This window comes from Lactobacillus sp. N54.MGS-719, assembly GCF_000980505.1.
In the GTDB taxonomy this organism is placed as follows: Bacteria; Bacillota; Bacilli; order Lactobacillales; family Lactobacillaceae; genus Lactobacillus; species Lactobacillus amylovorus.
In genome coordinates this window covers 57,700-69,603 of record NZ_LARO01000003.1, presented here as the reverse complement: position 1 = coordinate 69,603, position 11,904 = coordinate 57,700, and the positions used below count along the sequence as shown (strand labels likewise).

Genomic DNA, 11,904 nt, shown 5'->3' with positions numbered 1-11,904 from the left:
TAATGACTTTTTACAAGTACTCTCAACTGCACTAATCAAAAACCACGATTTAGTAGTTGCCGAGGAATTAAGAAACAGAAACCTGTTAAAGAATCATGCTTTGTCGCAATCAATTTCTGATGTCGGCTGGCGTAGTTTCCTGAATATGCTGGCTTATAAGGCAGATCTATATGGTAAAGAATTTCTAACAATTGATCCTAAATATACTACTCAACGCTGTCATGCTTGTGGCAGTATTATGGGCCAAAATGGTTATAAGAAATTAACCCTTAAGGATCGGGAGTGGACTTGTCCAATTTGTCGAATGCCCCATATTCGTGATTGGAATGCGGCAGTGAACATCTTAGAAAAAGGATTAAGCAAGTGGCAAAATCCTAAAATAAAAAAAGCAGCCTAGAAAGGCTGCAGTCCGTTAGCAACTCGCGGACTTAAAAGGCTTTGGTAATTAGACGACCTCTATCGGCAATAGTCAAAAGACTATTGCTGGTAAGTCAAGTCCGTATCTAAGCAAGTTGGTGTTCTGGTTAGCGCAAGCTAACGAGCCACTAAGCCCTAGACTTCAGTCTAGGGTAGTTGACTAATTGCTATCATTATGTTTTTGTTAGTCTGGACATGTGTAGAAATGTTGGGTGTTGATATAAGTAAGTTACAACGTAAATTTGTTTTATCTAATAGAAGAATATAAGACAAAAACTCAGGGATTTTTCCTTGAGTTTTTGTCTTTTCCACACGTAAATTATTGAAATAAAACAAAATATTTGCTTTTTATAGAAAAAACTTCAATATATTACGTTGAAAACTTAATAGTTATGTTTATAGTTTGCTATAATATTATTGGGTTTTAATAGAAAGAAGGAATTATAAATTGAGTTTGTCAGATAAGATCATGACTGATATGAAAACAGCCATGAAAAATCACGATAAGACAACTCTTGATACTGTCCGCATGATCAAATCTGCTTTGATGAATGAAAAGATCAAGTTGGGACATGATTTGAATGCAGACGAAGAATTAACTGTTCTTAATCGCGAAAAGAAACAAAGAGAAGAATCAATCGAAGAGTTTGCTAAAGCTAAACGTGATGATTTAGTGGAAGAAACTAAGAAAGAATTAGCAGTAGTTGAAAAGTACTTGCCTAAACAAATGAGCAAGGACGAGTTGGAATCTGCTGTTAAGGAAACGATTGATGAAGTTGGTGCCAAAGGCAAGTCTGATTTTGGTAAGGTTATGAAAGCCTTAATGCCCAAGATCAAGGGACGTGCCGATGGTAAGGCTGCGTCTCAAGCAGTTCGTGATCAACTAAACTAAGTTTAGTAGTAACAAGAAGGAGCGGGTCTTTTTGGCTCAAACAACTTTTACACCTCAAAAAGCAGAGAATATTCAAAAATTAGTTGGAGTTAATGATGGAAATCTGAAGCTTCTTTCTGAAGGCTATGATTTGTCCGTTACCGATACTGGCAATGACATTGTTATTGCAGGGGATGATGAGGCAAACGTAAAGAAAGCCGTCGCTGTTTTAAAGGCACTTGACAGTGTCGTGAATACCGGCGTTAACGTTGGCGCGCCCGATACGGTTAGTGCGATGAAGATGGCCGACAAGGGTACCACAGAGTACTTTGCGGATCTGTATAAGAAAGTCTTGATTCGGGATGCTAAAGGTAGACCGGTCAGGGTGAAAAATATGGGTCAAAAGCGTTATGTCGAGGCCATTGATAAATCCGATGTTATCTTTGGAATAGGGCCAGCTGGGACTGGTAAGACTTTCTTGGCAGTTGTTTGTGCAATTGCTGCATTCAAAAAGGGCGAAGTTTCCAGAATAATTTTGACTAGACCAGCCGTTGAAGCTGGTGAATCACTTGGATTTTTGCCTGGTGACTTGAAGGAAAAAGTTGATCCATATTTGAGACCAATTTACGATTCTTTGTACGCTATTCTTGGTACTAATACTACTGACCGCTTAATGGAACGTGGCGTAATTGAAGTGGCTCCACTTGCTTATATGCGTGGACGTACGCTTGATGACGCGTTTGTAATTCTTGATGAAGCCCAAAACACTACTGATGCACAAATGAAGATGTTTTTGACACGTCTTGGTTTTAACTCCAAGATGGTCGTAAACGGAGATATGACTCAAGTCGATTTGCCGGGACGACAGCATAGCGGTTTAATCGATGCTAGACGAATTTTGAAGAACATCGACCAAATCAAATTCATCAACTTTTCTGCACAGGATGTTGTTCGTCACCCTGTAGTTGCCAAAATTATTACTGCTTATGAAAAAGAGGACGCTAAACACTAAAAATGGATCCAATTGATATTACCTATAATGATGAAGTTGGTTTTTTAGATGATAAAAAACGTGACTGGCAAGACTGGATTATGAAGCTTTTGCTTTTAGCTAAGAAAGAAATTGGCAAAGATAATAACTTAGAAATGAGTATTAACTTTGTTGACGAAGATCGTAGTCACGAGATTAATTTAAAGTATCGTGATAAAGATCGTCCAACAGATGTCATTTCTTTTGCAATTGAAGATGGTGAGGATTCAATTGACTTAGCTGCCTTTGAGGATGATCCTGATTTTCAAGAAGATATCGGGGATTTGTTTATGTGTCCAAGTGTCATCAAACGTCATAGCAAGGAATATGGCACTGGGTTTGACCGAGAATTTGGTTATACTGTAGTTCACGGCTTCTTGCACTTGAATGGCTATGATCATATCAAGCCTGATGAAGCTAAAGAAATGTTTGGCATTCAAGGGAAGGTGCTTGAAGACTACGGCTTACCACTATATCCAGATCAATTAGATGAAGGCAGAGGTAAATAATGGAAGAAAAAAAGTTTAAGTCTGGCTTTGTTGCCTTAGTTGGTCGACCAAATGTCGGTAAGTCAACTTTGATGAATTACTTAGTTGGCCAAAAAGTGGCGATTACTTCTAATAAGCCTCAGACCACGAGAAATCGTATCTCAGGCATTTATACTTCCGATGATATGCAAATCGTCTTTGTAGATACACCAGGTATCTTTAAGCCTCATTCAAAACTTGACGACTATATGGATAAAGCTAGTCTTTCTAGTTTAAATGATGTAGATTTAGTTTTATTCATGGTAGAACCTGAGAAAATTGGTAAAGGTGATCAATACATTGCTGATTTGCTTAAGGAAGTAAAAGTTCCCGTATTTTTAGTAATCAATAAGGTTGATCAAATTCACCCTAACAAGTTGTTGCCAATTATGGATTCATACCATAAGCTAGAGGGCTTTAAAGAAATACTACCGATTTCTGCTACTCAAGGCATTGGTATTGAAGACTTATTAGCTACGCTTAACAAGTACTTGCCAGAAGGACCACAATATTATAGTGCTGACCAGATCACAGATCGGCCTGAATATTTTGTCGTCGCTGAACTTATTCGTGAACAGATCTTACGACTTACTTCACAAGAAGTACCGCACGTTACCGCGGTTGCCGTTGATCAAATGAATAAGCATCAAAATGGCAAGTTGGTGATTGAAGCAACCATTTATGTTGAAAGAGATGGACAAAAGGGCATTATCATAGGTAAAGGTGGTAAGATGCTCAAGCAAATAGGTATTAATTCTCGTAAGGAAATCGAAGATTTGCTTGGAGAAAAAGTCAATTTGCGTCTCTGGGTTAAGGTCCAACACAACTGGCGCTCAGATCCAAGCTTCTTAAAACAAATTGGTTATGATAAGAAGGAACTTAGTTAATGGTACGCGAACTTAAAGAAGTTCAGGGTATTATTTTCAAAAGACAAAAATATAAAGAAGCAGATTTATTAGCAAAAATCATGACTAAGCAAGATGGAATAATTACCTTAATTGTGAAGGGAGCTTTGCGGCCAAAGTCACGTTTAAGTGCTGCGACGCTGAATTTTTCAATGGGTACTTATGTCATTTATACCAGCGGACATGGTTTGAGCAATCTACGCACGTATAAAGAAGTAAAGCAATTCGATGGGTTATACCAAGACCTGACGAAGAATGCTTATGCTTCTTTTATTTTTGACTTAATTGATCATGCTTTTGTCGAATATCAACCAATTGGCAAGTATTATGACTTAGCTCTTTTTGCCCTGAAAAAAATCAATGAAGGCGTTGATAGCGAGATGATCACGCAAATTGTGCAAATGAAAATGCTTGGAGCTTATGGCGTTGAGCCCGAGCTTCGTCATTGCGTAATTTGTGGTAAAGAAACAGGTATTTTTGATTATTCAATTAAATTAGGCGGTGTTGTTTGTAGCGACCATTTTGGTGTAGTAAATAGTCGCATGCATTTAAAACCAAAAGAAACCGCCGTTTTGAGAACAATCGGCCTTTTGCCTACTGATCGTCTTGGAACAATTACAATTAATGAAGAAACTAAAAAGGCTACTAGAAAAGCAATCGATCGCATCTATCGTGAGACGATTGATTTAAACTTAAAGACCAAAAAATTCTTAGATGAATTAAAACTTTTTTAGTTAGTAAATATCTGGTTTAAACCTAGTTCATGTGTTAAAATATGTACGTATTTGGCGATGATGAGGATTAGAAAAGTACTAGTTAAGCGAGTACCGTTTGGTGTAAGGGTACCTAGGAAAAGGCCCCTCTAGTCAAAGCTCAATTAAGTGCAGGAAGAACACTTCCTGAATTAGGGTGGAACCGCGATATATTTCGTCCCTATGCAAAATTTTGCATAGGCTTTTTTTATGGCCTAGCGCAGGAGGAGAATTAAGGAAAATGGCAGATAAGAAATTAAACATTCAAAATATGATCTTTAAGCTGGAACAATTCTGGTCCTCCAAAGGTTGTATGATTATGCCTTCTTACGATGTTGAAAAAGGTGCAGGTACGATGAGTCCTTACACTTTTCTTCGTGCAGTTGGTCCTGAACCATGGGCAGCTTGCTATGTAGAGCCTTCTAGAAGACCTGCAGATGGTCGTTATGGTGAAAACCCTAACCGGTTATTCCAACACCACCAATTCCAAGTTGTTATCAAGCCAGCTCCAAAGGATATTCAACAATACTACTTGGACAGTTTGAAGGTTTTAGGTATTGATCCTTTGGAACACGATATTCGTTTCGTAGAAGACAACTGGGCTAACCCATCAATGGGTTGTGCTGGTGTTGGTTGGGAAGTATGGCTTGACGGTATGGAAGTTAGTCAATTTACATACTTCCAAGTAGTTGGTGAATTAGACGTTAAGCCAACTATGAGTGAAATCACTTACGGTGTTGAAAGACTTGCATCATACATTCAAGACGTAAACTCTGTATTTGACCTTGAATGGGGTAACGGTGTTCTTTACCGTGATATCTTTAAGCAACCAGAATATGAACATTCTAAGTATGCCTTTGAAGAATCAGATCAAGATCAACTTCTTAAGTTCTTCGATATTTATGAAGCAACTGCTAAGCGTCTTCTTGGTCAAAACCTTGTACACCCAGCATATGACTACATTTTGAAGTGTTCACATACTTTCAACTTGCTTGATGCTCGTGGTGCTGTTTCAGTAACTGAACGTGCTGGATACTTATCAAGAATTAGAAACTTGGCTCATGAAGTAGCTGTTAAGTTTGTCGAAGAACGTGAAAAGCGTGGCTTCCCATTGCTTAAGAGCGCAGAAGACAAGAAAGCTGGGGTAGAAAATGGCTAAAGATTATTTATTTGAAATCGGTACTGAAGAAATGCCAGCCCATGTTGTACCACGCAGCGTAAAGCAATTGGCTGACAGAACTAGAAAGTTTTTGAAAGAAAACGGTCTTAAGTTTAAGGACATCAAGACTTTTGCTACACCACGTCGTTTGACTATCTTGGTTGAAGACTTAGCTGAAAAGCAAGACGATATTGATGAAGTAAAAAAAGGTCCTGCTAAGAAGATTGCTCAAGATGCTGATGGTAACTGGACTAAGGCTGCACAAGGTTTTGCTCGTGGCCAAGGTATGACTACTGATGACATCTACTTTGAAGAACTTAAGGGTACTGAATACGCTTATGTTCACGTTCAAAAAGAAGGTAAAAAGGCTACTGATATTTTGCTTGGTATGAGTGATATCATCAAGGCTATGACCTTCCCAACCAAGATGAGATGGGATTCAAACGACTTTGAATTCGTTCGTCCAATCCACTGGCTTGTATCATTATTTGGTAGTGACGTAGTTCCAGTTAAGATCTTGGATATTACTGCTGGCCGTAAGACTCAAGGTCACCGTTTCTTAGGTGATTCAGTAGTATTGGCTAATGCAGATGACTATGAAGATGCATTGAAGGATCAATACGTAATTGCTAACGCTGAAGAGCGTAAAGATATGATCGTTAACCAAATGAATGAATTGGTTAAGGAAAATCATTGGCAAGTAAAACCTGATCGTGATCTTCTTGAAGAAGTTACCTACTTAGTTGAATACCCAACTGTTTTTGCTGGTTCATTCGATGAAAAGTACTTAAACATCCCAGACGAAGTATTAATTACTTCAATGAAGGATAATCAAAGATACTTTGAAGTTTACGACGAAAATGGCAAGTTAATTAACCACTTTATCGCTGTAAGAAACGGTAACAAGGATTACTTAGATAACGTTATTTCAGGTAACGAAAAGGTATTGGTAGCTCGTTTGGACGATGCTCAATTCTTCTACGATGAAGACCGTAAATACCCACTTAGCCACTTTGTTGATCGTCTTAAGAATGTTTCATTCCACGACAAGATTGGTTCAATGGCTGAAAAGATGCAACGTGTACGCATGATTGGTGATTATCTTGCTAAGCGTTGGGACTTACCAGAAAACGTAGTAAAGGACTTCGACCGTGCTAGTGAACTTTACAAGTTTGACTTAGTAACTCAAATGGTAGGGGAATTCGCTGAACTTCAAGGTGTCATGGGTATGCACTATGCTCGTCTTGCAGGTGAAGACGAAGAAGTTTCTGTAGCTATTAAGGAACACTACATGCCAGCAACTGCTGAAGGTCCACTTCCAGAAACTACTGTAGGTTCACTTTTGTCTATTGCAGATAAGATTGATACTATCGTAACCTTCTTCGGTGCAGGTATGATTCCTACTTCATCAAACGACCCATACGCACTTCGTCGTTACGCTTACGGTATTGTTAGAATTTTGCTTAACGAAAAGTGGTCACTTCCATTTAACGAAGTATTGCCAGAAATCATTAACATGCTTAATGGTGTAACCCCAGCTAAACTTCCTAAGGGTGATGCAGACCAAGAAATCGCTGACTTTATTCGTGATCGTGTAAAGCAATACTTGCAAAAGAACAACTTCAAGTACGATATCGTTGATGCTGTCCTTGCATCAAGTCAACAAGACCCAAGTCAAATTTTGGCAGCTGCTAATGTATTGCAACTTCACCACGATGATGAAGAATTTAAGCCAGTAGTTGAAAGTTTGACTAGAATTGACAACATCTTGAAGAAAGCTAAGTTCAAGGGTAATGTTAAAATCGCTGAAAGCTTATTCGACGACAACAGTGAAAAAGAACTTTATGCTGGTGTTGAAAACTTGCAAAAGGTTGAAAGTTTGGCTGACCTTTACCAAGGCTTCGTTCAACTTCAACCAGTTATTGACCAATACTTCGATGCTAATATGATCATGGCTAAGGATGAAAAGGTTAAGAACAATCGTTTAGCACAATTATTTGCTGTTAGTGAATTAGCTGATCGTTTAGGTGACTTGAGTAAGTTAGTCATTAAATAATAAAAATAGATAGAAAAGGTGATTCATATGGCTGGACGGATTCCAGAAGAATTCATCAATGAGGTCCGCAGTAACGTTAATATTGTAGATATCATCAGCCAATACGTGTCACTTGAAAAGAAAGGCAAAGACTATATTGGTCTTTGCCCTTTTCATCAAGAAAAAACACCTTCTTTTACGGTTAATGAAGAAAAACAGTTCTTCAAATGTTTTGGCTGTGGTAAAGGCGGCAACGTTTTTAAATTCTTAATGTATAAGGATAATCTGACTTTCCCAGAAAGCGTAGAGTGGGTTGCAGAATTTGCTCATATCGCGATGCCACAAGGATATGGTAATAATGATGGAAGCAAGATGAATCCACTTATGCGGATGCATAAGGATGCAGCAGAATTTTATCACCGTGTATTGCTTACCACTAAAGCTGGTGAAAGAGGGATGCAGTATGCTCAAAAGCGGCAACTGGATCAAAAGGTGTTAGATCATTTTAATATTGGTTATGCTCCCAAAGAAGATAATGTTCTGATTACTTATCTGCGTGACAAAGGCTATCAAGATGATGAGCTGCAAAAAAGTGGCTTATTTGTCGAAAGCAAAGATGGACGCTTATTTGATCGTTTTCGTGATCGACTAATGTTTCCTTTGGATAATGAAAATGGTCGAACGATTGGCTTTTCAGGGCGGAGAATCTCTGACGATAAAACTGAAGCTAAATATATGAACAGTCCTGAGACAAGTATCTTTACCAAGTCTAAAGTTCTGTTTCACTTTGCGGAAGCAAAGAAAGCAGCAAGAAGTGAGCAGCACCTTATTCTTTACGAAGGATACATGGATGTAATAGCTGCTTACAAGGCAGGCATTAGCTCAGGCATTGCTTCGATGGGTACTAGTTTGACAGATGATCAAATTTATTTGTTACGGCGGGTAACCACTAATATTATTATCAACTACGATGGAGATCCACCTGGTATTCATGCGGAAGAACGTGCCGCAAGAATGTTTAACAAGGCAGGCAATTTCAACCTAGGAATCGTTGTTTTGCCCGATAATCTGGATCCGGATGAGTATGTTAAAAAATATGGCGCCGAAAAATACCAAAATGAGGTAAATGGTGCTAAGACTCCAACTGAATTTTTCCTTGAAAGATTGGCTAAAAAGTACAATCTTAACAATGATCGAGAAAAGATTACTTATTTGGATGAAGCAGTCAAAGAGATCGCGCAAGTTAGAAACCCGGTTGAACGGGACATGTATATTGAACAGCTTGCACGTAACGCACAGGTGTCATCTGCTTCGTTAAAAGCAAATTTAGCTAGAGAATTACGTAGAAATAATCGTGCTAAAAGTCATATGCGTCAGCAGTCTAATTATTCTGCTCCGACTCCTAGCACGGATGAGATGCAGCCTTCTTTTGAATCAGCAGAGACTGCTGCGATTCAACAAACAGCAGGGCAACGACACCCAAGGCAAGTTAGATTATTATACTTATTTATTCATTCACAGCAGGCACAAAAATATCTACAGGAGGGAAATTTCCATTTTCCAGATAAAGACTTTGAAGAATTAGCACAATTATGGATTAAATACAAAGAAACACACGATAATCCGCAAATTGATGGTTTCTTAGATTTTATTCCTGAGCAACTTCAAGGTATAATAGTAGATGCTGAAATGGCAAACATGCCAAAAGATTTTACAATTCAAGAGATTAATGAGTATGTCCAATCGCTTCAAAAGCGCAACATTTATTCCCGGCTGAATGAGCTTAACAATCAATTACAGGATGCAATGCGCAAACAAGATCGAGACGAATGTTTGAGACTTACTCAAAAGATTATTGAGTTGAAAAGGGTCTTAGGTTAATAAGGAGGCTTTTTAGTGGCAGAAAGAGAAACTACACAAAAACCATCTTTGGACAAGGTGGTAAAGCAAGTCGTTAAGGACGTTAAGAAGAAAAAGACAATTACTGAAAAGGACTTCACTGCTCGTCTGATTAAGCCTTATAATTTGCAAGGCAAGGCTGTTGACCAACTTGTACAAGAGTTTGAAGATAATGGTATCAGTATTGTTGATGAAAATGGCGATCCTTCAAAGTTAGCCTTAAAGAAGCAAAAGGATGTTGAAAAGGCTGAATTAAAGGATATGTCAGCACCTTCAAGCGTTCGAATGAATGACCCAGTACGGATGTATTTGAAGGAAATCGGACGTGTGCCACTTCTTACTGCAGACCAAGAAATCGCTCTTGCCAAGAGAATTGAAGCTGGCGATGAAGAAGCAAAGCAAGAATTAGCTGAAGCTAACCTTCGTTTGGTTGTTTCTATCGCTAAGCGTTATGTTGGTCGTGGTATGTCATTCCTTGACTTGATTCAAGAAGGTAACATGGGTCTGATGAAGGCCGTTGACAAGTTCGATTATCGTCTTGGCTTTAAGTTCTCTACTTATGCAACTTGGTGGATTAGACAGGCTATTACCCGTGCTATTGCCGACCAAGCACGTACTATCAGAATTCCTGTCCACATGGTTGAAACGATCAACAAGTTGATTAGAATTCAACGTCAATTGTTACAAGACTTAGGTCGTGAACCAACTCCAGAAGAAATTGGTGCTGAAATGAATATGCCAACCAATAAGGTTCGTGATATTCTTAAGATCGCTCAAGAACCAGTTTCTCTTGAAACTCCTATTGGTGAAGAGGATGATTCACACTTAGGTGACTTCATTGAGGATAAGGATGCAACTAGTCCAGAACAACATGCTTCATACGAAATGTTAAAGGAACAACTTGAACAAGTACTTGAAACTTTAACTGACCGTGAAGAAAATGTTTTACGTTTGCGTTTTGGTCTTGATGATGGCCGTACTCGTACTTTGGAAGAAGTAGGTAAGGTATTTGGCGTAACTCGTGAACGTATTCGTCAGATTGAAGCTAAGGCTTTAAGAAAGCTTCGTCACCCAAGTCGTTCAAATCAATTGCGTGACTTTATGGATTAATATCTAGATCTATGAAAAAGACGTTAAGCAAGTGCTTAACGTCTTTTTTTGATTTGCTTTATTGTTTGCTGACTTTTCCTTTAGCGATATCATCTTCAATGATCTTCATTGGGTTGAGCCAAGTACCATTGTCTTTCCAGTAGTAGCGACATGGTACACCATGTTTATCAATGTATTTCTTGTCTGTCTTAGTTATTCCTAAGTGGATGTGAGAACCGGTTAAGCGACCGATCTTTTGGCCTAACTTAATCTTTTGGCCCTTCTTTACGTAAATATCTGTGATGCTGAGAAAACCTTCTTGATAGATTTCTACATAGCCATCATCAGAAATCACCCAAACATATAAGCCAAGGCCTGGAGCATACTTAACTTTATGAACTGTCCCAGCATGCACAGCATAAACAGTAGAGTGTCCTACTTCGCTGAAGCCGAAGTCGTAACCATCGTGGAAGTAACTTTTAGTAGGGTAGTAACGTCTAATTACGTCAGTTTCACCGAATTTTTGGCCTGATTTAAATTTTATTTTCTTTTCGTAAAGGCGTTTAAAAGGATAACCCCAGGTAACCTTATGAACTACTTTTTTCTTCTTTTTAGGCTTTTTCTTTTTTACGACTTGAGTCTGAGGTCTATTGGCATTTAAATCAATGTGCCAAAGCGGTACCGAAGCAAAAATAATAATTGCAATTAATGCAATAAAAAGCGATACTTTGCTTTCTGTTTTTTTCATCTAAAAAAGTTCATCTCGTTTTCCATCAAGCATATGTTCACTAACATTAGGATCGAAAAATACAGGTAAATCATGATCAAAATTATAAGCTAGCTTATGTTGCTGCAGCTCTTCTTTAGTCATCCAAGTTAAAGTCCCTTCGTCTGATTCCTTGACTGTCCCCTTAAATTCATCGGCAACATAGAAAAAGACTAAATAGCGTTCATGATTTTTATCATAGAACTGCTTTACTCCAACAAGTTGGGGATGAGAAATGGTCAGTCCGGTTTCTTCTTTGATTTCTCGAACAACAGAATCATTAAAAGACTCATGTGGTTCAACGTGACCACCAGGGAAGGTAAGGCCTGGCCAAACTGGATCGTTGCGGTCCAAAACTAGAATTTTATCTCCATTTTTGATCATGCACATGTTAGTTAAAGTTACTGTCTCAGTTCTTTTCAATGCAAAAACCCACTTTCTTTGTACGATTATA

12 protein-coding genes are annotated in these 11,904 nt (G+C 38.4%); 10 read left to right on the top strand and 2 right to left on the bottom strand.

All coding sequences use genetic code 11. The annotated features are described in order from the left end of the window. The 10 genes from WS44_RS01055 to rpoD all read left to right on the top strand — a co-directional run. Positions 1–397: RNA-guided endonuclease TnpB family protein (locus tag WS44_RS01055; protein WP_288145668.1), on the top strand; the 397-nt coding region annotated here is incomplete at its 5' end. A 468-nt stretch (positions 398–865) separates the two neighbouring features. Next, positions 866–1,309: a GatB/YqeY domain-containing protein gene (locus WS44_RS01050; protein ID WP_013642032.1), complete on the top strand. Its 444-nt coding sequence runs from the start codon at positions 866–868 to the stop codon at positions 1,307–1,309. Between the two features lie 31 nt (positions 1,310–1,340). After that, complete coding sequence (locus WS44_RS01045) at positions 1,341–2,300, top strand: PhoH family protein (protein WP_013438080.1); 960 nt, start codon at positions 1,341–1,343, stop codon at positions 2,298–2,300. A gap of 2 nt (positions 2,301–2,302) precedes the next feature. Beyond that, on the top strand, positions 2,303–2,827 hold the full coding sequence (gene ybeY / locus WS44_RS01040; protein ID WP_013642031.1) for an rRNA maturation RNase YbeY: 525 nt from the start codon (positions 2,303–2,305) through the stop codon (positions 2,825–2,827). After that, positions 2,827–3,732, top strand: coding sequence for a GTPase Era (gene era / locus WS44_RS01035; protein ID WP_046432591.1), 906 nt, complete (start codon positions 2,827–2,829; stop codon positions 3,730–3,732). Before ybeY ends, era begins: the two co-directional genes overlap by 1 nt. After that, positions 3,732–4,484 (top strand): DNA repair protein RecO, encoded by a 753-nt coding sequence (gene recO / locus WS44_RS01030; RefSeq protein ID WP_046432588.1) that lies wholly within the window; start codon positions 3,732–3,734, stop codon positions 4,482–4,484. Before era ends, recO begins: the two co-directional genes overlap by 1 nt. Before the next feature lie 259 nt (positions 4,485–4,743). Further along, positions 4,744–5,661, top strand: a complete 918-nt coding sequence (gene glyQ / locus WS44_RS01025; RefSeq protein ID WP_013438076.1) for a glycine--tRNA ligase subunit alpha — start codon at positions 4,744–4,746, stop codon at positions 5,659–5,661. Then, positions 5,654–7,717: a glycine--tRNA ligase subunit beta gene (glyS, locus tag WS44_RS01020; RefSeq protein ID WP_013438075.1), complete on the top strand. Its 2,064-nt coding sequence runs from the start codon at positions 5,654–5,656 to the stop codon at positions 7,715–7,717. The genes glyQ and glyS overlap by 8 nt, the downstream gene beginning before the upstream one ends. A 27-nt stretch (positions 7,718–7,744) precedes the next feature. After that, positions 7,745–9,577 carry a DNA primase gene (dnaG, locus tag WS44_RS01015; RefSeq protein ID WP_046432586.1) on the top strand — a complete coding sequence of 611 codons (1,833 nt, stop codon included), beginning with the start codon at positions 7,745–7,747 and terminating at the stop codon, positions 9,575–9,577. A gap of 15 nt (positions 9,578–9,592) precedes the next feature. Then, positions 9,593–10,705, top strand: coding sequence for an RNA polymerase sigma factor RpoD (rpoD, locus tag WS44_RS01010; RefSeq protein ID WP_046432585.1), 1,113 nt, complete (start codon positions 9,593–9,595; stop codon positions 10,703–10,705). Positions 10,706–10,763: 58 nt separating this feature from the next. Here the strand turns inward: rpoD and WS44_RS01005 are convergent, their stop codons facing one another. Together WS44_RS01005 and WS44_RS01000 are read right to left on the bottom strand one after the other, a co-directional pair. Beyond that, on the bottom strand, positions 10,764–11,432 hold the full coding sequence (locus WS44_RS01005) for a M23 family metallopeptidase (protein WP_013438072.1): 669 nt from the start codon (positions 11,430–11,432) through the stop codon (positions 10,764–10,766). Next, a complete protein-coding gene (locus tag WS44_RS01000) occupies positions 11,433–11,873 on the bottom strand; it encodes an 8-oxo-dGTP diphosphatase (RefSeq protein WP_046432584.1) in 441 nt (146 codons plus the stop codon). Positions 11,874–11,904: the final 31 nt, after the last annotated feature.

Excerpts from the sequence above, each read along its gene's own strand:
- recO (WP_046432588.1), top strand. The coding sequence starts at position 3,732 with ATGGTACGCGAACTTAAAGAAGTTCAGGGTATTATTTTCAAAAGACAA.
- WS44_RS01005 (WP_013438072.1), bottom strand. The coding sequence starts at position 11,432 with ATGAAAAAAACAGAAAGCAAAGTATCGCTTTTTATTGCATTAATTGCA.
- dnaG (WP_046432586.1), top strand. The coding sequence starts at position 7,745 with ATGGCTGGACGGATTCCAGAAGAATTCATCAATGAGGTCCGCAGTAAC.
- glyQ (WP_013438076.1), top strand. The coding sequence starts at position 4,744 with ATGGCAGATAAGAAATTAAACATTCAAAATATGATCTTTAAGCTGGAA.
- era (WP_046432591.1), top strand. The coding sequence starts at position 2,827 with ATGGAAGAAAAAAAGTTTAAGTCTGGCTTTGTTGCCTTAGTTGGTCGA.
- glyS (WP_013438075.1), top strand. The coding sequence starts at position 5,654 with ATGGCTAAAGATTATTTATTTGAAATCGGTACTGAAGAAATGCCAGCC.
- ybeY (WP_013642031.1), top strand. The coding sequence starts at position 2,303 with ATGGATCCAATTGATATTACCTATAATGATGAAGTTGGTTTTTTAGAT.